This is a genomic window from Billgrantia sp. Q4P2 (assembly GCF_052806135.1).
In genome coordinates this window covers 50609-71897 of the sequence record NZ_JBRBAI010000006.1, presented here as the reverse complement: position 1 = coordinate 71897, position 21289 = coordinate 50609, and the positions used below count along the sequence as shown (strand labels likewise).

General features: G+C 64.9%; 20 protein-coding genes. 16 read left to right on the top strand and 4 right to left on the bottom strand.

What is annotated here, in order from left to right; all coding sequences use genetic code 11:
* Positions 1-41: 41 nt before the first annotated feature.
* Complete coding sequence (locus ACUY1T_RS12135) at positions 42-464, bottom strand: hypothetical protein (protein WP_446023117.1); 423 nt, start codon at positions 462-464, stop codon at positions 42-44.
* A 190-nt stretch (positions 465-654) separates the two neighbouring features.
* Entirely contained in the window at positions 655-1686 is a 1032-nt protein-coding gene (locus tag ACUY1T_RS12130) for a LacI family DNA-binding transcriptional regulator (protein WP_446023115.1), read from the bottom strand.
* A gap of 183 nt (positions 1687-1869) precedes the next feature.
* Here ACUY1T_RS12130 and ltnD point away from each other — a divergent pair, with 183 nt between their 5' ends.
* The 10 genes from ltnD (at position 1870) to ACUY1T_RS12080 (ending at position 12059) form a co-directional block, all read left to right on the top strand.
* The gene (gene ltnD, locus ACUY1T_RS12125) at positions 1870-2772 is read left to right on the top strand and encodes an L-threonate dehydrogenase (protein ID WP_446023537.1); all 903 of its coding nucleotides are present in this window, start codon (positions 1870-1872) and stop codon (positions 2770-2772) included.
* Positions 2773-2774: 2 nt separating this feature from the next.
* Positions 2775-4097, top strand: a complete 1323-nt coding sequence (gene otnK / locus ACUY1T_RS12120; RefSeq protein WP_446023113.1) for a 3-oxo-tetronate kinase — start codon at positions 2775-2777, stop codon at positions 4095-4097.
* The gene (gene otnC, locus ACUY1T_RS12115; protein ID WP_446023111.1) at positions 4094-4741 is read left to right on the top strand and encodes a 3-oxo-tetronate 4-phosphate decarboxylase; all 648 of its coding nucleotides are present in this window, start codon (positions 4094-4096) and stop codon (positions 4739-4741) included. Before otnK ends, otnC begins: the two co-directional genes overlap by 4 nt.
* 35 nt (positions 4742-4776) lie before the next feature.
* The gene (gene otnI / locus ACUY1T_RS12110; RefSeq protein ID WP_446023109.1) at positions 4777-5571 is read left to right on the top strand and encodes a 2-oxo-tetronate isomerase; all 795 of its coding nucleotides are present in this window, start codon (positions 4777-4779) and stop codon (positions 5569-5571) included.
* 85 nt (positions 5572-5656) lie between these two features.
* Positions 5657-6622, top strand: coding sequence for a D-erythronate dehydrogenase (denD, locus tag ACUY1T_RS12105; RefSeq protein WP_446023107.1), 966 nt, complete (start codon positions 5657-5659; stop codon positions 6620-6622).
* 72 nt (positions 6623-6694) lie between these two features.
* On the top strand, positions 6695-7693 hold the full coding sequence (locus ACUY1T_RS12100; RefSeq protein ID WP_446023106.1) for a TRAP transporter substrate-binding protein: 999 nt from the start codon (positions 6695-6697) through the stop codon (positions 7691-7693).
* A 76-nt stretch (positions 7694-7769) separates the two neighbouring features.
* The gene (locus ACUY1T_RS12095) at positions 7770-8357 is read left to right on the top strand and encodes a TRAP transporter small permease (protein WP_446023104.1); all 588 of its coding nucleotides are present in this window, start codon (positions 7770-7772) and stop codon (positions 8355-8357) included.
* Complete coding sequence (locus ACUY1T_RS12090) at positions 8354-9628, top strand: TRAP transporter large permease (RefSeq protein ID WP_446023102.1); 1275 nt, start codon at positions 8354-8356, stop codon at positions 9626-9628. Before ACUY1T_RS12095 ends, ACUY1T_RS12090 begins: the two co-directional genes overlap by 4 nt.
* A 45-nt stretch (positions 9629-9673) precedes the next feature.
* Positions 9674-11134 (top strand): aldehyde dehydrogenase family protein, encoded by a 1461-nt coding sequence (locus ACUY1T_RS12085; RefSeq protein WP_446023100.1) that lies wholly within the window; start codon positions 9674-9676, stop codon positions 11132-11134.
* A gap of 43 nt (positions 11135-11177) precedes the next feature.
* Entirely contained in the window at positions 11178-12059 is an 882-nt protein-coding gene (locus ACUY1T_RS12080) for an NAD(P)-dependent oxidoreductase (protein WP_446023098.1), read from the top strand.
* Between the two features lie 2 nt (positions 12060-12061).
* Here ACUY1T_RS12080 and ACUY1T_RS12075 read toward each other — a convergent pair whose 3' ends face one another.
* Complete coding sequence (locus ACUY1T_RS12075) at positions 12062-12877, bottom strand: M90 family metallopeptidase (RefSeq protein ID WP_446023096.1); 816 nt, start codon at positions 12875-12877, stop codon at positions 12062-12064.
* Positions 12878-12880: 3 nt separating this feature from the next.
* Positions 12881-14449 carry a GNAT family N-acetyltransferase gene (locus ACUY1T_RS12070; RefSeq protein ID WP_446023095.1) on the bottom strand — a complete coding sequence of 523 codons (1569 nt, stop codon included), beginning with the start codon at positions 14447-14449 and terminating at the stop codon, positions 12881-12883.
* 205 nt (positions 14450-14654) lie between these two features.
* On the opposite strand from ACUY1T_RS12070, the gene ACUY1T_RS12065 reads away from it, so the two are divergent.
* From ACUY1T_RS12065 to ACUY1T_RS12040, 6 genes are all read left to right on the top strand, one after another.
* Positions 14655-15953: an ABC transporter ATP-binding protein gene (locus tag ACUY1T_RS12065; RefSeq protein ID WP_446023093.1), complete on the top strand. Its 1299-nt coding sequence runs from the start codon at positions 14655-14657 to the stop codon at positions 15951-15953.
* Positions 15950-17254, top strand: a complete 1305-nt coding sequence (locus ACUY1T_RS12060; protein ID WP_446023091.1) for an ABC transporter substrate-binding protein — start codon at positions 15950-15952, stop codon at positions 17252-17254. Before ACUY1T_RS12065 ends, ACUY1T_RS12060 begins: the two co-directional genes overlap by 4 nt.
* A gap of 153 nt (positions 17255-17407) precedes the next feature.
* Positions 17408-18295 carry a carbohydrate ABC transporter permease gene (locus ACUY1T_RS12055; protein ID WP_446023089.1) on the top strand — a complete coding sequence of 296 codons (888 nt, stop codon included), beginning with the start codon at positions 17408-17410 and terminating at the stop codon, positions 18293-18295.
* On the top strand, positions 18292-19140 hold the full coding sequence (locus ACUY1T_RS12050; RefSeq protein ID WP_446023087.1) for a carbohydrate ABC transporter permease: 849 nt from the start codon (positions 18292-18294) through the stop codon (positions 19138-19140). Before ACUY1T_RS12055 ends, ACUY1T_RS12050 begins: the two co-directional genes overlap by 4 nt.
* A 759-nt stretch (positions 19141-19899) precedes the next feature.
* On the top strand, positions 19900-20202 hold the full coding sequence (locus ACUY1T_RS12045) for an indolepyruvate ferredoxin oxidoreductase subunit alpha (RefSeq protein WP_446023085.1): 303 nt from the start codon (positions 19900-19902) through the stop codon (positions 20200-20202).
* A gap of 32 nt (positions 20203-20234) precedes the next feature.
* Positions 20235-21281 (top strand): iron-containing redox enzyme family protein, encoded by a 1047-nt coding sequence (locus ACUY1T_RS12040; RefSeq protein WP_446023083.1) that lies wholly within the window; start codon positions 20235-20237, stop codon positions 21279-21281.
* Positions 21282-21289 lie beyond the last annotated feature (8 nt).

Here is a 21289-nt window from a genome sequence, read left to right as displayed (position 1 = left end):
GAGGGTCGCGCGCTATGGCCAAGTCGGCAAGACCGTGTGGTTCACTCTACCACCTCCAGTACACCGACCATGCCACGGTCACGGTGACTGGGAAGAAACAGCAGGCGCTCATCACAATAGAACTCGACGCGCCCCGGTATCCTGGGGGTAAAGCGGATCGTAGTCGGCTCGGTCGTCAGCGAGGCCTCGATGTCGAGCCCCATTGGGACAGAGCGGATCACGAGGTTGTGAGGCGTGAGGCCAGGCCGTCGGCGCGCCTGCAATTCTACAGGCACGCCAGCCCGCACCACGATATGTTCGGGCTCGAAGTAGTACTTACCGCCCACCAAAGTGACCCGCTGCACGCCATCATCGGCGACAGGAGCCGCGTCGGTCGAGGTGTCGCCCCGTACCTGGCTCCCGGCCACTCCTACGCCGATGAGTAACGCCAGCCATGCGCGGCGATGGAAGATCGCAATGTTCATTAGCTACCTGTAGTGGCCCAGCACGGCCTCGGGCAGCGCAGCGTCCGAAACCCCTTCATTGACATAACATAGCAGGTCTGCTCGCCGGCCTAGTAGTGCCGGCCAGTGCGTTCGAAATCGGCTGCAGCGCTTCGGCGCGACTTCGCGCTGCCTCCGGGGTTTTGGAGGAGGGGAAGTACGTTCGTGTTTGCTAGGTACTCTCGCCGACCAGCAGCTCGAAGCCGACATCGTGCTGGAGATGCCGCACGCGCTTGCCTTCGAGCCGCCGGATCACTTCCGACGCGGCGAGCTGCCCCATGTGCCGGCGCGGTGAACGAATGGTGGTCAGGCGAGGCGTCACGTGCTGCCCGAGGGGCAGGCCGTTGAACCCGGCGATGGCGACGTCGTGAGGTACGCTGAGGCCTAGCCGCTGTGCGTGCAGCAGCGCCCCGGTGGCCAGGTCGTCGTTGGCGAAGTGAATCGCACTGACCGCCGGATGGTCGACAAGCGCCCGATCCAGCCCCGCGGCGCCGGCGTCCAGGCTGCCGAGCCGGTCCAGTTCCAGTAGCGGGGCTTCGAGCCCAGCCCGTTCCAGAACCTCGCGGTGCCCCTGGTAGCGCATGTCGGCGCGATAGTCGCTGGTCAGGCGGGCACCGACGAAGAGTACCTGGCGGTGGCCCCGTTCCAGCAGGTGGCGGGCCATGCAGCGGCCGGCTTCGGTATGGTCCAGGCCGACGTTGAGGTCCAACGCCTCGCCCAGTTCCATGACCTCCACGATCGGCTTGTCCCAGTTGCCGAGCAGGGTGCGGCAGGTCGGGCTATGTCGCAGGCCGGCGGTCACCAGTGCCGAGCAGGACCAGCCGAGGAAGGTGCGCACCAGCTGGTATTCGCGCTCGATGTCGTAGTCGGTGTTGCCAAGCAGGATCTGGTAGCCCTGGGCCTCGAAGGTCTCCTGCAGCCCCTGGATCACCTCGATGAATACGGCGTTGGCAAGCGAGGGCACGATGACGGCAATGAATCGCGAACGTGCGGAAGCCAGGCTGCCCGCCACCAGGTTCGGCACGTAGCCCAGTCGCTCCATGGCCTCGAGCACTCGTGCACGGGTCCGCTCGTTGACCTGGTCCGGGTTGTTCAGAGCGCGTGAGGCGGTGATCGGCGAGACCCCGGCGACCTCCGCCACTTCCTTGAGCGTGGGCTGCTCCGAGCCGCGGCGTCGGCGCGGCGGTTGGGCTCCGTTAGACATTGGTCGTATCCTCCTGGCGGCTCCTTGCTGGGAGCCATTTAATCATCTACAACGATGATAGCGCTAACATGGTAGCGCTATCATCGAGCGAATTTAACGAAGAATGCACGCGCTGGAACCATCCTCCAGCCTGCTGCAAGGTCAGGGAGGCGACAGGTGAGCGACGGCACGACTACACCGCGAATGGGCGTCATCGGCCTGGGGGCGATGGGCCTGGGGACGGCAACGGCACTGCACGAGCGTGGCCTGTCGGTGATCGGCTGCGACGTGGTCGAGTCGGCTTGCCGTGCCTTCGAAGGCGTCGGCGGGCGCTGCGTGGAAACCCCGGCCGAGTTGGCCGGGCAGTGCGACGTGGCGCTGGTGGTCGTGGTCAATGCCGTGCAGGTCGAGCAGGTGCTGTTCGGCGAACATGGCCTCGTCGATGCCTTCGCCCCGGGCGGGCTGGTGATGCAGTGCGCCACCGTGGCGCCGAGCCTGGCCGAGCGGCTTGGGGCGCGCCTGGCCGAACGTGGCATCGCCATGCTCGATGCGCCGATCAGCGGCGGGGCGGCCAAGGCGCGGGCGGGGCAGCTCTCGGTGATGGCCTCGGGCAGCGCGGACGCCTTCGCCAAGGCCGGCCCGGTGCTCGATGCCATGGCGGCCACCGTCTATCGTCTGGGCGATGCCCCGGGCATCGGCTCGAGCATGAAACTGGTCAACCAGCTGTTGGCTGGGGTGCACATCGCCGCGGCGGCAGAGGCCGTGGCGCTGGGCATCCGCATGGGGCTCGAGCCGCGTACCGTCTACGAGGTGATCACTCACTCCGCCGGCAACTCCTGGATGTTCGAGAATCGCGTACCGCACATCCTCGATGGCGACTATACCCCGCTCTCGGCGGTGGACATCTTCGTCAAGGATCTCAACCTCGTGCACGAGACCGGGCGTGAACTGGCCATGCCCACGCCGATTGCCGCCAGCGCCCTGCAGCAGTTCACCGCCGCCAAGGGCGCCGGCTTCGGACGCGAGGACGACGCGGCGGTGATCAAGGTCTACCAGCGTCTCTCCGGCATCGCCCTGCCCGAGGCCGCCAACGACGGAGGCGAGTGAACATGGCGATCGTGCTGGGCGCCATTGCCGACGATTTTACCGGCGCCACCGACCTGGCCAACAATCTGGTACGCGGCGGTATGCGCTGCGTGCAGCTGATCGGTGTGCCCGAGCATGGCTTGGCCGGGGTGATTGATGACTCCGATGCCGTCGACGCGGTGGTGATCGCGCTGAAGTCGCGCTCATGTCCGGTCGGGGAGGCCGTGCGCGATTCCATGCATGCCCTCGAGTGGTTGCGCGAGGCGGGGGCTCGTCAATTTTTCTTCAAATACTGCTCCACTTTCGATTCCACCGCCGAGGGCAATATCGGCCCGGTCAGCGACACCCTGCTGCAGCGCCTGGAAGCTGAATTTACGGTGATAGTGCCGGCGTTTCCGGTGAATGGTCGCACCGTCTACCAGGGACATCTGTTCGTTGGTGATCGCCTGCTCAACGAGAGCGGTATGCAGCACCATCCGCTGACCCCCATGCGCGATGCCGATCTGGTACGAGTGCTGGCGCGGCAGAGCGAGCACCCGGTTGGCCTGCTGGCCTGGCACGAGCTGCAGCGAGGCGCGCAGGCGGCGCGATCACGGCTCGATGCGCTGGCCTCTCGGGGCATGCGCCAGGTGATCTGCGATACCTTGACCGAGGCCGATCTCGATGTCCTCGCCGAAGCGGTGGCCGACTTGCCCTTGGTAACTGGCGGCTCCGGGCTGGGCCAGGCGTTGCCGGCCCAGTACCGCCGCCTTGGCTGGCTCGCCAAGGTAGCCGAGGCGGGGGCTCTGGCGCCGGCCTCAGGCGGTGCTCTGGTGCTGTCGGGGAGCTGCTCGCGTGCCACCCTGGCCCAGGTCGGTGCCTTTCTCGAGCATCACCCTGGCTTTCGCCTCGACCCGCTGGCCCTCGCCGATGGCGAAGACCATCTGGAAGAAGCACTGACCTTTGCCCGTGCCCGCCTTGCCGTAGGGGAGCCGGTGTTGATCTATGCCTCGGCCGCCGCCGAGCGCGTCCGTTGTTTTCAGGAAGCGCTCGGTCGCGACCACGCGGGAGAACTGGTGGAGCAGGCTCTGGGCTGGCTGGCTGTCGCCCTGGTCGATGAGGGCGTGGGGCGGCTGGTCGTTGCTGGCGGGGAGAGCTCGGGGGCGGTGGTATCGGCGCTGGGCGTGCGGGCCATGCGTATCGGCGAGCAGATAGACCCAGGCGTGCCCTGGACCCAGGCCACGCTGGCCGGCCGCAAGGCGCCGCTGTCGCTGGCGCTGAAGTCGGGCAACTTCGGCGGCGAGGATTTCTTCCTGCGCGCCTTCGACATCCTGCCGACCGTAGACGATAGCGGAGGTGGAGCATGAGCATGGCCGACCGTAACCGCCTGCGCGAGCAGATCGCCACGCTCGGCAAGTCGCTGTTCGACCGCGGCTTGACGATGGGGTCAAGCGGCAACATCAGCGTGCGCCTGGACGACGGCGGCTGGCTGATGACGCCGACCAATGCTTGCCTGGGGCGGCTCGACCCGGCGCGCATCTCGCGCCTCGACCGCGACGGCCGATTGCTCGACGGCGATGCGCCGACCAAGGAGCAGTTCCTGCACATGGCAATGTACGCCGAGCGGCCCCTGTCCGGCGCCATCGTGCATCTACACTCGACCCACTCGGTGGCAGTGTCGTGCCTGCCCGATATCGACCCCTGCGACTGCATTCCGCCGCTCACCGCCTATTATGTGATGCGGGTAGGACGCCTGCCCCTGGTGCCCTATCACGTGCCGGGCGACCCCAAGCTGGGGGATGCCGTACGCGGGCTGGCCGGCAAGCACAGTGCCGTGCTGCTGGCCAATCACGGTCCGGTGGTGGCGGGCAGGAACCTGGAGGCGGCGGTCTACGCTACCGAGGAGCTCGAGGAGACGGCGCGGCTCTACCTGCTGCTGCGTGGCCACAATCCGCGTGGTCTGACCCCCGAGCAGGTTGCCGAACTCGAAACGCGCTTTCCCCGCGACTGACACGACACGATGCGAACCGACATGAGACTCGAACGATGATCCGACTCGCCGCCAATCTCTCCATGCTGTTTACCGAGCATGACTTCATCGACCGCATCCAGGCGGCCGCCGAGGCGGGCTTTCGCGGCGTCGAGTACCTGTTCCCCTACGATCACGATCCCCAAGTGCTGGCGAGCGCGCTGCGTGAGGCCGGCGTCGAGCAGGTGCTGTTCAACCTGCCGCCCGGTGACTGGGCAGCGGGGGAGCGGGGCCTGGCCAGCCTGCCCGGGCGCGAGGCCGAGTTCCGCGATGGCGTGATCGAGGCGCTGCGCTACGCCGAGGCGCTCGACTGCCCCCGCGTGCATGCCATGGCCGGGCTGCTGCCGGTGGGTGCCGATGCCGATACGTTGAGGGCACATCGCGCCACCTATATGGCCAACCTGCGCTTTGCCGCCAGCGAGGCGGCCAAGGTGGGTCGGCAGGTGCTGATCGAACCGATCAATACTCGCGACATGCCGGGGTTCTTCCTCTCGCGCCAGGGTCAGGCCATGGCGGTGCTGGAGGAGATTGGGGCCGGCAACCTCAAGCTGCAGTTCGACATCTACCACTGCCAGGTCATGGAGGGCGACCTGATCCGTCACCTGGAGCGTCAGTTCACTGCCATTGCTCACATCCAGATTGCCGGGGTGCCGGAGCGTCACGAGCCGGATGTCGGCGAGGTACATTACCCCGCGCTGTTCGAGCGGCTCGAGCGGCTTGGCTACGAGGGCTGGATCGGCTGCGAGTACCGCCCCGTGGCGGGCACTCGTGAAGGCCTGGGCTGGGGGCGTGGCTACGGGCTCATGAGCTGAGCGAGTCGTAGCTGGCGCCCCTACTGCCAGGCGAATGACTGCCAGATGATCGTCCGCCAACAACGACAACAGGAACGAGAACGCCATGCATATCGTCATTACCGGCGCCGCCGGTTTCCTCGGCCAGCGCCTCGTCGCCCGCCTGCTGGCGAGCGGCGAACTCAGGGGCCAGGCCATCCAGCGCCTGACGCTGGTCGATCAGGTCGAGCCTGAGGTTCCTCCCAGCGATGCAGTCGAAGTCGAGGGGCTGGCCTTGGATATCGCCGAACCCGGCGCGCTCGACGAAGTGCTCGATGCGCGCCCCCAGGTGATCTACCACCTGGCTGCGGTGGTCAGCTCCGCCGCTGAAGCCGACCTGGACCTCGGCATGGAGGTCAACTTCGACGCCACGCGTCTGCTGCTGGAAGGCTGCCGCGAGCGGGGGCTGGCCGCCACACGGCTGGTCATGGCCAGTTCGGTGGCGGCCTACGGCGGCGAGTTGCCCGCGGTGCTCGACGACATGACCGCGCTGCAGCCGCAGAATTCCTACGGCACCCAGAAGGCCATGTGCGAGCTGCTGATCAACGACTACAGCCGGCGTGGCCTGGTCGATGGCTGCGTGCTGCGCCTGCCGACCATCATCGTGCGCCCGGGGCGGCCCAATGCCGCCGCCTCGAGCTTTGCCTCGAGCCTCCTGCGTGAACCGTTGAACGGCGAGGAAGCCGTCTGCCCCGTTCCCACCGAGCTGGCCCTGTTCGTGATGTCGCCGGGCAAGGTGGTCGAGGCGCTGGTGCATGGCGCCGAGGTGCGAGGCGAGGCGCTGGCCCCGTTTCGCGCCTTCATGCTGCCTGGGATCACCGTCACCGTGGCCGAGATGCTGGAGACCCTGCGCCAGGTGGCAGGCGAGGAGGCCCTGGCACTGGTGCGTCACGAGCGTGATCCCGCCGTCGAGGCGATCGTCGCCGGCTGGCCGGCTCGCTTCGATATCCGCCGTGCCCGGGAACTGGGCTTCACCGGCGACCGGGACCTGGGCGAGATCGTCGCGGCATTCATCCAGGAAAGCCGTCGATGAAGCGTCACACAGGGCGGCCAAGGAACTGCCGCTAGCAAACCGAAGGTGTTTCACGACCAAGAGGACACAACAATGAAAACTCAGTTCGTACGCCGTGCTCTCAGCGCCGCCATCGGTGGCGTTACCGCCGCCGCACTGGTCGCCAATGTGCAGGCCGCCCAGGAGGTGAGCCTGGGGCACACGCTCTCTTCCACCTCTCACTATGCCGTGGGCGCCCGGGCCTTCAAGGAGACGCTGGAAACGCTCAGCGATGGCGCCTTCGTGGTCAACGAGCACACCTCCGGGGCGCTGGGCGGCGAGCGGGAAATGATCGAGGGGCTGCAGATCGGCACCGTGGACATCGTCATCACTTCCACCGGCCCGCTCGGCAACTTCGTGCCGGAAACCTATGTGCTCGACCTGCCGTTCCTGTTCGAGAACTACGACCAGGCGCGCTGCGTGCTGGACAGCGAACTCGGTGACGAGCTGCTGGAGAAGATGAGCGGGCACGACCTGGTCGGCCTGGCCTGGTCGGAGAACGGCTTTCGCCACCTCACCAACAGCCGCCGCGAGGTGACCAGCCCCGCCGATGCCGAGGGGCTGCGGGTGCGTACCATGGAGAACGAGGTGCATCAGGAGGCGTTCCGCCAGCTGGGCGCGCGGCCCACGCCAATGGCCTTTCCGGAGCTGTTCACGGCGCTGCAGCAAGGGGTGGTTGACGGCCAGGAGAACCCCATCACGGTGATCGTTGCCACCAACTTCTGGGAGGTACAGGACCACCTCTCGCTCACCGGTCACGTCTATTCGCCAGCGGCAGTGCTGGGTTCGCCGATCCTGCTCGACGGCCTCAGCGACGAGGAACGCGAGTGGTTCCACGAAGCTGCGCGTGCCTCCGCCGAAGCCACTCGTGGCGAGGTCTCGCGGTTGGAAGAGGAGGGCGTGGCGCTGCTGCGCGAGAACGGCATGACGGTGAATACCGACATTGACATCAGCCCCTTCCAGCAGGCCGTGGAACCGGCCTACGAGATCTTCACCAGCCAGTACGGCAGCGAGATGCTGGAGAGGGTGCAGGAGAAGGCCGCCAGTTGTTGATGGCAGGAACTCGACTCTCTTCGCTCAACTTGCCCCCGGCGCCATGCCGGGGGCATGCCTGAGGAATCGTGCGCTCATGGTGGATCTGTTTCTTCGTTTCGAGCGTCAGTTGACGCGCCTGGCCATGGTGGTCGCCGTGGTCATGCTGGTGATATCGGTATCGTTCAGCTTCTATCAGGTACTGACCCGTTTCATTTTCAATGCGCCATCCACCTGGTCGGAAGTGGCCGCTCGCACGGCAATGATCTGGTGCGTGTTCATGGCCGCGGCGGCAACCTTCCGTGGTGGCTACATGATGGCCGTGGAGGCGATCTACAAGGCGGTGCCGCAGCGCCTGGTGCTGGTCCTGGAGGTTGCGATCGTGCTGTGCTGCCTGCTGGTGCTGGCGGTATTGATCCACTTCGGCCTGCTGATGGCCCTGCGGGTCAGCAACCAGACCATGTCGGGCATGAACATCTCCATGGCCTACGCCTATGCGGCCATTCCCATCGGGGCCGGCTTCGCCATGGTGGCGGTGCTGGCCCGCATCCTGGCGCAACTCACCGGACGCGAGCCGGTCGGCCCCGACCTGGGCGACGCCTCGCCCGAAGTGGAGATGCGCGACCTGCGGCAGACGATGCCGGGGAGTGCCGGCGACGCCGACCAGGGAGGGCCGCGTCCATGAACCTGGCCATCGGTCTGTCACTGATCATCCTGTTCGCCTTCGGCGTGCCGATCGCCGTCTCGATCATGCTGGCCTCGATCATCGGCATCGAGTTCTTTACCCGGCTACCGCTGCTGTTGGTGCCGCAGCAGATGTTCATCGGCATCGACAAGTTCCCGCTGATGGCGATTCCGTTCTTCATTCTTGCCGGCAACCTGATGGCGGCGGGGGGCATCTCCCAGCGCCTGGTGGACCTGGCCAAGTCGATCGTCGGTGGCGTGCAGGGCGGGCTGGCGATGACCTGCGTGCTGACCTGCATGATGTTCGCCGCCGTGTCCGGCTCCAGTGTGGCCACGACCTTTGCCATCGGCGCCATCCTGATCCCGGCCATGGTGCGCCATGGCTATCCCAAGCCGCTGGCGGCCTCGATCCAGGCCTCCTCGGCGGAACTCGGGGTGCTGATTCCGCCTTCCATTCCGCTGATCCTGTTCGGCGTCAGCACCGATACCTCCATCGGCCAGCTGTTCCTGGCCGGGGTGGGGCCGGGGCTGTTGATCGGCACGGCGCTGATCCTGTTCCTCTACCTGTTCTGCAAGGTGCGTGGCTATGGCCTCGAGGATCACAAGGACAGCACCAGCTTCGTGATCTCGTTCAAGCGGGCCTGGGCGGCGCTGCTGATGCCGGTGGTGGTGATCGGCGGCATCTACGGTGGCGTGTTCACACCCACCGAGGCCTCGGCGGTGGCGGTGTTCTACGCCCTGGTGGTCGGCGGGTTCTACTACCGCGAGCTGAAGGCCGCCGACCTCTGGCCGATCCTGCGCCAGAGCGTGATCTCCACGGCAGCGGTCATGCTGATCATCGCCGCTGCCTCGCTGTTCAGCTTCCTGATCAGCCGCACTGGCCTGCCGGGCCACATCGCCGGCTGGGTCACCGAGGTGTTCGACAGCCCCATGACCTTCCTGCTGGCGGTCAACGTGCTGCTGCTTCTCGTCGGCATGTTCATCGAGACCTCTGCGGCGATCCTGGTGCTGGCGCCGATCCTCACGCCGATCGCCATGCAGTTCGGCGTCCACCCGGTGCACTTCGGCCTGATCATGGTGGTCAACCTGGCGCTGGGCATGATCACGCCGCCGCTGGGGGTCAACCTGTTCGCCGCCTGTGCGGTGGCGCGGATCTCCATCGACCAGATGCTGCCTTGGCTGGCACGTTTCGTGCTGGTGGTGCTGGCCTGCCTGGTGGCGATCACCTACATGCCGTGGATCTCGCTGGGCCTGGTATCGCTGGTTTACTAGAAGGAGCCCTACACGAGGAACAACAACAATGAACAAGGAGGAAACATGACCGCTCTGCCCGTAACACCCCCGAGCGACGCGCTGATCGGCGGCGAGTGGGTACCGACCCAGGCGCTGCTGGAGGTCGAGACACCGTCCAGTGGGCAGGTCATTGCCCGGATCGCCCGCTGTCAGGCCGAGGAAGTGATGGTGGCGGTGGATGCCGCGCGACGCGCCTTCACCGGCAGCGTGGGCGACTGGGCGCGCTGGACGGCCCGGCGCCGCGGCGAGTGGCTGATGGCCTTCGCCGATGCCATCGATGCCGACCGCGACAACCTGGCGGCGCTGGAGTGCGCCGACACCGGCAAGCCAATGACCCAGGCCCTTGGCGACATCGCCGCCTGCGCCCGCTATTTCCGCTTCTACGGCGGCGGTGCCGACAAGCTGCACGGCGAGACGATTCCCTTCGACGAAGGCTTCGCCGTGCTGACCCTGCGCGAGCCTTACGGCGTCTGCGCGCAGATCATTCCCTGGAACTATCCGGCACAGATCTTCGGGCGCTGCGTGGCAGCTGCCCTCGCCACCGGCAATACCGTGGTGCTCAAGCCCGCGGAGGATGCCTGTCTGAGCGTGCTGCGCCTGGCCCAACTGGCCCAGGAAAATGGTCTGCCCTCGGGGGTGCTCAACGTGGTGCCGGGGCTGGGCCGCGAGGCGGGGGCGGCGCTAGCCGCGCATCCCGGTATCGACCATCTCTCCTTCACCGGCTCGCCGGAGACCGGCACCCACGTGGCCCAGGCGGCGGCGGTACATCACGTGCCGGTGACCCTGGAGCTGGGCGGCAAGTCGCCGCAGATCGTCTTCGCCGACGCCGATCTCGAGGCCGCACTCGAAGCCGTGGTGCGCGGTATCGTGCAGAACGCCGGGCAGACCTGCTCGGCCGGCAGTCGCCTGCTGGTGGAGGCCGGCTGCGCCGAACAGGTGCTGGGCGAACTGGCAGAGCGTTTCTCGGCGCTGCGCTGCGACGCCGGCGAGGCGGATGCCGACTGCGGTCCCTTGATCAACGCCCGCCAGAAGGCCAGGCTCGAGGCACGACTGGAGTCGGCCCGGGCCAGCGGCGTTCGCGTGGCGGCGCAGGGCCAACTGGCAGCAGGCGCCCCGGCGGGTGGCCATTTCGTGGTTCCCCAGTTGCTGACCGACATTCCCAACGGTCACGAGGTGCTGCGCGAAGAGCTGTTCGGCCCGGTGCTGGCGGTGCAGGTGTTTCGCGACGAGACCGAGGCGCTGCGCCTGGCCAATGCCACCGACTTCGGCCTGTGCGCCGGTATCTGGACTCGCGACGGCGGGCGCCAGCTGCGCCTGGCCAAGGGCATCCGCAGCGGCCAGGTGTTCGTCAACAACTACGGCGCGGGGGGCGGTATCGAGCTGCCGTTCGGCGGCGTGGGGCGCTCCGGGCACGGGCGTGAGAAGGGCTTCGAGGGGTTGCGCAGCTATACGCGCTTGAAGACCGTGGCGATCAAGCACGGCTGACCCCCTCATTCGCCAGCCAGAATTCGCCAGCAAGGAGAAGGACATGAAAGAGTCACGCAAGGTCGGCCTGGTCGGGGTTGGCCTGATGGGGCATGGCATTGCCGCCAACCTCCTGCGCGGCGGCCATACGCTGTGCTTCCTGGAGCACCCGGGCAACCAGCCGGTGGAGGATCTGCTGGCCGCAGGGGCCGTGGCCAAGGGCAGTGGACGCGAGGTGGCCGAGGCCGCCGAGGTGGTGCTCCTCTGCGTCACCGGCTCGCCTCAGGTGGAAGCGGTGCTGTTCGAGCCCGGCGGGGTACTCGAGGGGCTGGCGCCCGGGACCGTGGTGATCGACTGTTCCACGGCGCTGCCGAGCTCCACCGAGCGGGTGGCCGAGCGAGTGGAAGCGGCGGGCGGACGTTTCCTCGACGCGGCCATGACGCGCACGCCCAAGGAGGCCGAGGAGGGGCGCCTGAACCTGATCGTCGGTGCGCCCGATGCGCTGTTCGTCGAGGTGCGCCCGCTGCTCGAATGCTTTGCCGAGAACATCGCCCACGCCGGGCCGGTGGGGGCAGGGCATACGCTGAAGCTGTTGCACAACTTCGTCTCGCTCGGTTTCACCGCGGTGCTGGCGGAGGCTGCGGCGGCCTCGCGCCGGGCCGGCATCGACGATGCTGCTTTCCTCGACGTACTGGGCAAGGGCGGCGGCGGTGGGGTGATCCTCGAGCGCCTGCGCCCCTTCATCGAAGCCGGCGATCCCTCGGGTTTCCGCTTCAGCGTGGCCAACGCACTCAAGGACATCGGCTACTACCGCACCATGAGCGAGGATCTCGCCGCCGAGCATGGCGTGGCGGAGGCGGTGCTTGCGCTCTATCGGCAAGCCAGCGATGCCGGCCATGCCGAACGCCCGGTGCCGGAACTGGTCAGCCTGCTGGAAGGGAAATGAGTTCAGGCTTCGGTGGCGTCGGCTTCGGGCAGGCGTCGTAGCGGATCCTGGCGGAAGTAGTGCGTGAGTAGCTCGTAGAGGTCGGGATAGGCGCCGCTGAGCACGTCGGGAGCGGAGAAGAAGTATTCGCAGCACACCGCGAAGCACTCGCCGGGGTGGGTGGCGGCATAGTCGTCGATGGGCGGTTCCTCGCCGCGTTCGAGGTACGCCTGCAGGTCGTCCCACACTGCCGTGAACACGCGGTGCCACTCCTTGGGGTCCATGTCGCGCGGTAGCGGCGGGAAGCCGTCGACGTCCAGCGAGTTGCCCATGTCGAGCTTGTGGGCGAGCTCGTGGATCACCACGTTGAAGCCGCTGAAGTCACCGCTCTCCATCAGGTCGGGAAAGGCCACCACCACCGGTCCCTGGGCCGAGGTCTCGCCGGCACGCTCGTCCTCGTAGGCGTGCATCACGCCGAACTCGTCCAGCTCCTCGACCTGGCGGTGGAAGGCGTCCGGCAGGATCAGGATCTCGTGGAAGCCGGAGAAGGCTTCGTCGTGGTCGTCGTCCGACCAGCCCAGCGTCAGCAGGCAGGCCTGGGCGGCCAGGGCCAGTTGCGCGGCCTCGTCGAACGGCGTGCTCTGGGCCAGCTCTGGGTGCATGCTCATGCGCTTGGTGTGGAGGAAGCGCCAGGCGCGCCGTCCCAGCCGCTCCGCCTCGTCATCGCCGAGAAAGGCCAGTAGCGGCAGGCGCGAGCGAGCCTCGGCCCAGGCCTCCTGGGGAAACGGGTGGCGGGCCTCGAAGCGTTCGGCCCGCCAGCGACGCAGACGGCCAAGCATGGTTCAGCCCTCTTCCTGCCTGGCACCGGACTTCCACGACCAGTCGCGCCAGCGCAGGTCGAAGAGATCCTTGCGCCGGTCCTTGAGGTTGGTCACCGAGCCTTCGGCGCGCACCACGGTGAGGCGGGTGAGGTCGAGGTCGGAGAAGATCACCATCTCGGTATTGGGCGTGGTCTCGGAGAGCACCGCGTCGTGGGGGAAGGCGAAGTCGGAAGGCGAGAACACCGCCGACTGGGCGTACTGGATGTCGAGGTTGCGGATCGACGGCACGTTGCCCACGCTGCCGCACAGCACCACGTAGCACTCGTTCTCGATCGCCCGCGCCTGGGCGCAGTGGCGCACCCGCAGGTAGCCGTTCTTGGTATCGGTCCAGAACGGCACGAAGAGGATGTCCATGTCCTGGTCGGCCAGCAGCCGGCCGAGTTCGGGGAACTCCACGTCGTAGCAGATCAGGATGCCGACACGCCCGGCGTCGGTGTCGAACACGCGCAGCTCGTCGCCGCCCTCGATCACCCATTCGCGGCGCTCCTGGGGCGTGATGTGCAGCTTGGACTGGTGCTCCACGTCGCCGTCGCGGTGACACAGGTAGCTGACGTTGTAGAGCCGGCCGTCCTCACGCTCCTCGATCATCGAACCAGCGATGATGTTGATGTTGTAGGACACCGCCATGCGTGACAGCTCGTTCTTGAACTGTTCGGTGAAGCCCGCCAGGTAGCGGATGGCGGCGATCTGGTCCTGCTGGGTGGCGCGGTCCTGCAGCCCCATCAGCGGCGCGTTGAACAGCTCCGGGAAGACGGCGAAATCACTCTGGTAGCTGGAGATGGCGTCGACGAAATATTCCACCTGCTGCAGCACCGATTCCACCGACGCGCATTCGCGCATCTGCCACTGCACGGCGCCGACGCGTACCTGGGTGGGGCGGTTCTCCAGCACCCGCTCGGCGGGTTCATAGAGAATGTTGTTCCACTCCAGCAGGGTGGCGTAGCCCTGTGACTTCTCGTCCTCCGGCAGGTACTTGCGCAGCAGCCGCTTGACCTGGAAGTCGTTGGCCAACTGGAACGAGAGGATCGGGTCGTGGATCTCCTTGCGCGCCACCCGCTCGATGTACTCGGTGGGGCTGAGGTCCGGGTATTCGTGATAGTTGGGGATGCGCCCGCCGGCGAGTATCGCGCGCAGGTTGAGCGAGCGACACAGCTCCTTGCGCGCTTCGTAGAGGCGCCGGCCCAGGCGGTAGCCGCGATAGTCGGGGTGGATCAGCACATCCAGCCCGTACATGGCGTCGCCTTCGGGGTCGTTGAGGATGATCTCGCGATTGCCCACCAGGTCGTCGTACTTGTGCGGGTTGGAGAACTCGTCGTAGTCGACCCGCACGGTCAGTGCCACGCCCACCAGCCGCTCGTCGTCCTCGATGGCGATCTGGCCGTCGGGAAACTCCTGGATCAGCCGATCGATGGTGTGCTGCGGCCAGGCGCCGCCGATGTCGTCGTAGACGGCATCCATCAGCTGCTTGAGCTGCGGGTAATCGTCCTGCGTCAGGTTGCGGAGATTGAGGTGCAGGTCGTCAAGGGACATTGCGCTCGGTTCCTGATCAGGGTGAAGAACGAATTCTAGCACGCCGGGTAGAGGGCCCGATTGTTACCGTTCGGTCGCCATTCCGTCACCGCTCCGTCATCGAAAGGCGCCAGGATGGCCACACATCGTCGAATTTGCGGCTACGCTGAGTTCGGGAGAGTCAATGACAGCCATGCCACGCCTTCACGGGCAACGCGGACGCAGCATGAACCCAGACAACAACAATCAGGATCATAACCAGACCCAGAGCGCACACAGCCACCTATCCGGCCCACAGGTAGGCTCGAGGGAGCGTCAGCGCATCCGGCTCGAGGCCGTGAGCAAGCGCTGGGGCGAGTCCACCGCCGTCGACGACATCGGCTTCGACGTGACGCCTGGCGAATTCGTCATCCTGCTCGGCCCCTCGGGCTGCGGCAAGTCGACCACGCTGCGCATGATCGCCGGCCTCGAGCAGGCCAGTGGAGGGCGCATCCACATCGGTGAGCGCGATGTCACCCACCTGCCACCGGGCGATCGCGGTATCAGCATGGTGTTCCAGTCCTACGCGCTGTTTCCCCACCTGAGCGTGGCCGACAACATCCTCTTCGGCCTGCGCAGCCGCAAGGTGCCCAGGGCCGAGCAGCGCGAACGGCTGGCGCGAGTCGCCGGGCTGGTCGATCTCGAAGCCTACCTGGAACGCAAGCCGGCCCAGCTCTCCGGCGGCCAGCGCCAGCGGGTCGCGCTGGCCCGGGCGATCATCTCCGAACATCCCATCTGCCTGATGGACGAGCCGTTGTCCAACCTCGATGCCCGCCTGCGCGGCGAGATGCGCCGCGAGATCAAGGCGCTGCAGCGGCGCCTCGGCATGACGGTGATCTACGTTACCCACGACCAGGTCGAGGCGATGAGCATGGGCGACCGGGTGATCCTGATGCAGGATGGCCGCATCGTGCAAGACGGCTCGCCCGACGAACTCTACGACCGGCCGGCGACGGCTTTCGCGGCCAGCTTCATCGGCAGCCCGGCAATGAACCTGGTGCCGCTCGCCGCTGCCGCCGACGGGGCGGTGATCGAAGGCGAGCCGCACTGCAGCGTGGCGGCGCACGAGGCCAAGGGCCACTGGCTCGGCGTTCGCCCCGAGGATATCCGCTTGCTGCCGGCCGACGCCCCCGGCGTGCCTGCCGAAGTGATCGATGCCGAGTACCTGGGTGCCGACAGCATCGTGCGGCTGCAGGTCGGCAGCCAGCAACTGCGTGCGCGGATCGAAGGCAAGCCGGCGATGACGGCCGGCGCTGCCTGTCGGCTGCAGTGGCGGCGTGAGGCGGTCCACTTCTTTGCCGCTGACGACGGCCGCCGCCTGGCGATCATTGGACACGATCTCGCCGCGCCGCCGGGCCGGCATCGTTTCGAGCCGCACCCGCAACACTCTCCGCAGCCGGGTGCGGCGGCTTCCGCAGTGCAAGACAACGAGGCCCGGGCCTCGTCCCATCATGCAGGGAACGACTCTTCAGGAGTGAACCGATGAACGCACGCTTCACACTCACAAAGGCCGGCAGAATGGGCGCAACGGCCATGGCCGGCCTGCTGGTCGCCGGCTCGCTGAATGCCCAGGCCCAGACCGAGCTGACCATGTACTACCCGGTGGCGGTGGGCGGCGCCCTGACCGACGTGATCGACGGCCTGGTGGCCGAGTTCGAGAACGAGCACCCGGACATCACGGTGAACGCCATCTATGCCGGCAACTACGACGACACCCGCGTGCGGGCAATGTCGGCTATCGAAGCGGGAGACGCGCCGCAGCTTTCGGTGCTGTTCTCCATCGACCTGTTCGACCTGCTGGAGCAGGACGCCATCGTCGCCTTCGATGAGGTCATCGAGAGCGACGAGGAGCGCGAATGGCTCGACGGCTTCTACCCGGGACTGATGGAAAATGGGCAGATTGACGGCCAGACCTACGGCATTCCCTTCCAGCGCTCGACCATCGTGCTCTACTGGAACAAGGACGCCTTCGAGGCGGCCGGGCTCGACCCCGAGACGCCCCCCGAGACCTGGGAGGAGATGGCCGAGATGGCCGCCGCGGTGCGCGAGGCGTCGGGCGGTGAACAGTGGGGCGTCATGGTGCCCTCCACCGGCTACCCCTACTGGATGTTCCAGGCCTTCGCCTTCCAGAACGGCCACCGGTTGATGAACGAGGAGGGCACCGAGATCTACTTCGACGACCCCGCCGCCATCGAGGCGCTGGAGTACTGGGTTTCGCTCGCCGAGGAGCACGAGGCGATGCCCGACGGCACCATCGAGTGGGGCACGCTGCGCCAGAACTTCCTCGAGCAGTCCACCGCCATGATGTGGCACAGCACCGGCAACCTCACCGCGGTGCGCAACGAGGCCTCCTTCGATTTCGGCGTGGCCATGCTGCCCATGAACACCCAGCGCGGCAGCCCCACCGGCGGCGGCAACTTCTACCTGTTCAAGGGCAGCAGCGAGGAGGAGCAGCGCGCGGCGATGACCTTCATCCGTTGGATGACCGACCCGGAGCGTGCCGCGGCCTGGTCGATCGAGACCGGCTACATGGGCGTAAGCCCGGCCTCCTACGAGACCGAGGCGCTGCGCAACTACGTCGAGGAGTTCCCGCCCGCGGCGGTGGCCCGCGACCAGCTCGAGCACGCCACCGCGGAACTGGCCACCTACCAGGGCGGACGCGTACGCCGGGCGCTGGACAACGCCGTGCAGGCGGCGCTGACCGGCCAGATGTCGCCCGAGGAGGCGCTCAAGCAGGCCCAGGCGGAAGCTGACGCGGCGCTGCGACGCTACGCTCGCTCACGTTGAGGCCAGACTTGGCGCATACGCAGGAGGGCGCCGGGGACAAAGGTCAATGAGGAGGCGCTGTGAATCCCTCCTTGGACGCTACATTTGCCATCCATGGCAAATGACCTCCTCATTGACCTATCCCCGGCGCCGACGCGGCGCAGGAGGCAAGCCATGCTGATCCACAATGCCGACCGACGCATGCAGATCTATGGCGCGCTGTTGCTGCTGCCGGCGGCGGTGCTGCTCGGCACCTTCGCCTACCTGCCCACCGTGGCAACGCTGATCAACAGCTTCTTCCTGCCCGGCTTTCGCGGCGCCCCGCCGGAGTTCGTCGGGCTCGAGAACTACGCCATGCTGGTCGAGGACCGCACCTTCTGGCGGGTGGCACGCAACAACCTGATCTATGCGCTGGGTACCATTCCTACCTCCATCGCCCTGGCGCTGGGCATGGCGCTGTTCGTCAATGCCCGCCTGCCGGGGCGGGGCTTCGTGCGCATGGCCTACTTCACGCCGACCATCCTGCCGATGATCGCCGCGGCCAACATCTGGATGTTCTTCTACGCCCCGCAGATCGGCCTGTTCAACAAGCTGCTCGGCGCGCTGGGGCTCTCCGGCGTCAACTGGCTGGGCGACCCCGGCGTGGCGCTGACCTCGGTGATCGTGATGACGGTATGGAAGGAGGCCGGCTTCTTCATGATCTTCTACCTGGCGGCGCTGCAGAGCATTCCGCCCGAACTCAAGGAGGCCTCGGACCTGGAGGGCACCAGCCGCTGGAGCTTCTTCTGGCGGGTGACCTTCCCGCTTTTGATGCCGACCACACTGTTCGTGCTGATCAACGCGCTGATCAATGCCGTGCGTGTGGTCGACCACCTGTTCATCCTGACCAAGGGCGGGCCCAACAACGCCACCAACCTGCTGCTCTACTACGTCTACGAGAACGCCTTCTCGTTCTTCGACCGCACCTACGCCGCCACCATCACGGTGGTGATCCTGCTGGTGCTGGCAGTGGTGGCCACGCTCAAGTTCACCGTGCTCGACCGCAGGACGCACTACCAATGAACCGGACCGTCAACCCCGCTTTCGGACGCCGCCCGTTTGTCCTGCGGGTGCCAAGCCTCGAGACGACGGCCGCCTGGCTGCTGGCGATCATCTGGATCTTCCCACTCGTCTATGCGGTATGGGCCGCCTTCCATCCGCCGGCCTACATGGTGCGCTTCGATTTGTTCGCCCCGCTGACACTGGACAACTTCGCCAATGCCTGGGCCCAGGCGCCGTTCGCCCGCTACTACCTCAACACCTTCCTGCTGGTCACCGGCGTGGTACTGGCGCAGTTCCTGGTCTGCACCCTGGCGGGTTTCGCCTTCGCCCGCTTCCCCGTTCCCGGTCGCGACGTGCTGTTCATGTTGGTGCTGATCCAGCTGTTCGTCTTTCCCGAGGTGCTGATCGTCGAGAACTACCGCATCGCCAGCGGCCTGGGCCTGGTCGACACCATCACCGGCATCGGCCTGCCCTACGTCGCCAGCGCGTTCGGCATCTTCCTGCTGCGCCAGACCTTCAAGACCATTCCCCGCGAGCTGGAGGAAGCCGCCCGGGTAGAGGGCTGCGGCTGGATGGCGATCCTGCTCAAGGTCTACGTGCCCTTGGCCAAGCCGACCTACCTGGCCTACGGCCTGGTCTCGATCAGCCACCACTGGAACAACTTCCTATGGCCGCTGGTGGTGACCAACTCGGTGGAGAGCCGCCCGCTCACCGTAGGGCTGGGCATCTTCTCGGCGCCGGAAACCGGCGTCAACTGGGCCACCGTCAGCGCCGCCACGCTGCTCAGCATCGCCCCGCTGCTGGTCGCCTTCCTGCTGTTCCAGCGCCAGTTCGTGCAGTCGTTCCTGAGGGCGGGGATTCGCTGAATTTTCATTCTCGGCGACCCTGGCACGGCCTTCGGCCTCACATTATCCAGGATTCCATTGAGCCGATTCTCGCGCCGTGAAACCGCAGGCATCGACCCAGGAGCTGCAGGTCCAGCAACAAAAGTTGATTCAGGCCGACAAGATGACCTCGCTTGGAATTCTGGTCTCGGGCGTGGCGCACGAGATCAACAATCCCTGCAGCCTGGTGACGATGAACCTGGCAATGCTCAGGGAGGTGCCGGCAGGGGCCGGTCCACCTGCCGCAGGCTCTCGATCGCCTATTGGCAGGTCGGAGTCTTCATTTTGCCGCGCAGGATGATGATGCCCGCTGGTGGGAGTTCGATGGGATATCCAGCGCCAGATATGGCCGTAGGTAGTGACGCCTTGGTGCACTTCGTCAAGCGAGTAGCGCCGCGCTTTGCTGGCGCCATCTCCAGTGCCCAGCACGGGTTGGACAGCAACTTGACGAAGGGGGTGAAAAATCGAATCAAATAGTCGATGAGCTATGGTGAACTCGCGGATTAACACTTCCTTAGGAGTCTATGGCTTACTTTTGTAAGTATTATATTACCATGGTGTAATACATGGCTTACAAGGTGTCGGGGTGTAATCTTACAGAACGATTCCATTATTCTTATCGACTAATTTAGAGATTTAATATAATGTGTGGACGGCTGGGAAGTTAATGTGACTGATCGTGGCGATTTTCTTCAAGGTGAATTCTGGGAGTTATTTTTGGGATGAGTTAAGGGAGGAGGCGTGGCTTACGTAGTTGGGAGAGAGTGCGTAAATTGTAAGCACACGGACTGCGTGGATGTATGTCCAGTCGATGCATTTCGAGAGGCAAGGGAGTTGCTTGTTATCTGCCCAGATACTTGTATAGATTGTGGCGTTTGTGAGCCTGAGTGTCCGGAGGATGCAATATTTTCTGCGTGTGAGGCTGGTGGTTGTCAAGAAGAGTACATCCAGCTAAACCGCCTCTTGTCAGAGGGGGCTCCTAAGATAACTAAAAGTCTTTCCAAGAGAAGTCGCGGTGTTGTTGATGTTTCTTATGTCCCGTGAAAATACATTTGTGTGAAAATGGAGGTGATCGAATGGGAAGGGATTGTGTCGATGTTTTAGATTGGATTGAAAAAAGTGTATGTCTTTCTTCAGTTGAGTGGGAGGGGTTTAACAAGGACTTTGGGCTGAGAGAGAGGCTGAATTTTAGTTGCGGGGAGTTGGTGTGTGCTGCCTTTGAGGGTGGTGACAAGAAGGCAAGAGAAAATGTTCATAAATGCCTTGCGGCTATTTATAATATTGATTTTTCGGCCGTTGCACTTGAAAAGATTGATGTTGAAACACAGCCCATACTTAGAGATGTTGCCTCTGTGTTAGAAAAGGCAATTCTTGACTACGAGACTGGCTTGGTTGCCGAGTCTATGCTCACTGGATACCCTTGCGGTGGTAAAGAATATGTAAAATGGCTGAAGAGGTTGATTTCCAGTCATAAGTCTAGTGTACATCCTGTATACAATGACTACATATCAGAGCATGCAGATGCCGATGACCTGGCATTCTATCTGATTCAAGAATCTAGCCTGGATCCCCGCTTCGATGACATCCTGGCGCTTATGCAGATCGGCCTGCCTGTCGACCAGAAGCTTGAGCTTGGTCAGAACTATTGGGATGAAATGGGAAATGGCAACCCTGATAAAGTACACTCTCATCTGTTCCAGTCTGCTCTATCTTCCCTAGATATCAGTGCGCAGCGGATTAATAAGGAGATGCTTCCTGAAGCTCTGGTTCAGGGGAGTTTGTCGGCGTGCCTAGCCTTATCACGGCGCCACTATTTTAAAGCAGTCGGCTATTTCGGCGTCACGGAGTACCTTGCGCCAAGACGATTCAAGCATGTCGTGAAAGCTTGGCGGCGTAATGGGTTGCCTGAGGTAGGTGTCGAATATCACGATCTTCACATTGTGATCGATACACAGCATGCAAATGGCTGGTTTAACCATGTCGTTGCGCCTCTTGTCGAGAAAGATTCGGCAATTGGTCGTGATATCGCCCTTGGTGCCGCTATACGCTTGAATACATCTTCCCGGTATCTGGATCAGCTATTGAAGTGCTTCGAGAAGAATCGCGAAGCTGCATCCGTGTAATAGAGCAT

Excerpts from the sequence above, each read along its gene's own strand:
- ACUY1T_RS12135 (WP_446023117.1), bottom strand. The coding sequence starts at position 464 with ATGAACATTGCGATCTTCCATCGCCGCGCATGGCTGGCGTTACTCATC.
- ACUY1T_RS12075 (WP_446023096.1), bottom strand. The coding sequence starts at position 12,877 with ATGCTTGGCCGTCTGCGTCGCTGGCGGGCCGAACGCTTCGAGGCCCGC.
- ACUY1T_RS12130 (WP_446023115.1), bottom strand. The coding sequence starts at position 1,686 with ATGTCTAACGGAGCCCAACCGCCGCGCCGACGCCGCGGCTCGGAGCAG.
- ACUY1T_RS12070 (WP_446023095.1), bottom strand. The coding sequence starts at position 14,449 with ATGTCCCTTGACGACCTGCACCTCAATCTCCGCAACCTGACGCAGGAC.
- ltnD (WP_446023537.1), top strand. The coding sequence starts at position 1,870 with ATGGGCGTCATCGGCCTGGGGGCGATGGGCCTGGGGACGGCAACGGCA.
- ACUY1T_RS12080 (WP_446023098.1), top strand. The coding sequence starts at position 11,178 with ATGAAAGAGTCACGCAAGGTCGGCCTGGTCGGGGTTGGCCTGATGGGG.
- ACUY1T_RS12055 (WP_446023089.1), top strand. The coding sequence starts at position 17,408 with ATGCTGATCCACAATGCCGACCGACGCATGCAGATCTATGGCGCGCTG.
- ACUY1T_RS12065 (WP_446023093.1), top strand. The coding sequence starts at position 14,655 with ATGAACCCAGACAACAACAATCAGGATCATAACCAGACCCAGAGCGCA.
- ACUY1T_RS12060 (WP_446023091.1), top strand. The coding sequence starts at position 15,950 with ATGAACGCACGCTTCACACTCACAAAGGCCGGCAGAATGGGCGCAACG.
- otnI (WP_446023109.1), top strand. The coding sequence starts at position 4,777 with ATGATCCGACTCGCCGCCAATCTCTCCATGCTGTTTACCGAGCATGAC.
- ACUY1T_RS12100 (WP_446023106.1), top strand. The coding sequence starts at position 6,695 with ATGAAAACTCAGTTCGTACGCCGTGCTCTCAGCGCCGCCATCGGTGGC.
- ACUY1T_RS12090 (WP_446023102.1), top strand. The coding sequence starts at position 8,354 with ATGAACCTGGCCATCGGTCTGTCACTGATCATCCTGTTCGCCTTCGGC.
- ACUY1T_RS12050 (WP_446023087.1), top strand. The coding sequence starts at position 18,292 with ATGAACCGGACCGTCAACCCCGCTTTCGGACGCCGCCCGTTTGTCCTG.
- ACUY1T_RS12095 (WP_446023104.1), top strand. The coding sequence starts at position 7,770 with ATGGTGGATCTGTTTCTTCGTTTCGAGCGTCAGTTGACGCGCCTGGCC.
- ACUY1T_RS12085 (WP_446023100.1), top strand. The coding sequence starts at position 9,674 with ATGACCGCTCTGCCCGTAACACCCCCGAGCGACGCGCTGATCGGCGGC.
- otnC (WP_446023111.1), top strand. The coding sequence starts at position 4,094 with ATGAGCATGGCCGACCGTAACCGCCTGCGCGAGCAGATCGCCACGCTC.
- ACUY1T_RS12040 (WP_446023083.1), top strand. The coding sequence starts at position 20,235 with ATGGGAAGGGATTGTGTCGATGTTTTAGATTGGATTGAAAAAAGTGTA.
- denD (WP_446023107.1), top strand. The coding sequence starts at position 5,657 with ATGCATATCGTCATTACCGGCGCCGCCGGTTTCCTCGGCCAGCGCCTC.
- otnK (WP_446023113.1), top strand. The coding sequence starts at position 2,775 with ATGGCGATCGTGCTGGGCGCCATTGCCGACGATTTTACCGGCGCCACC.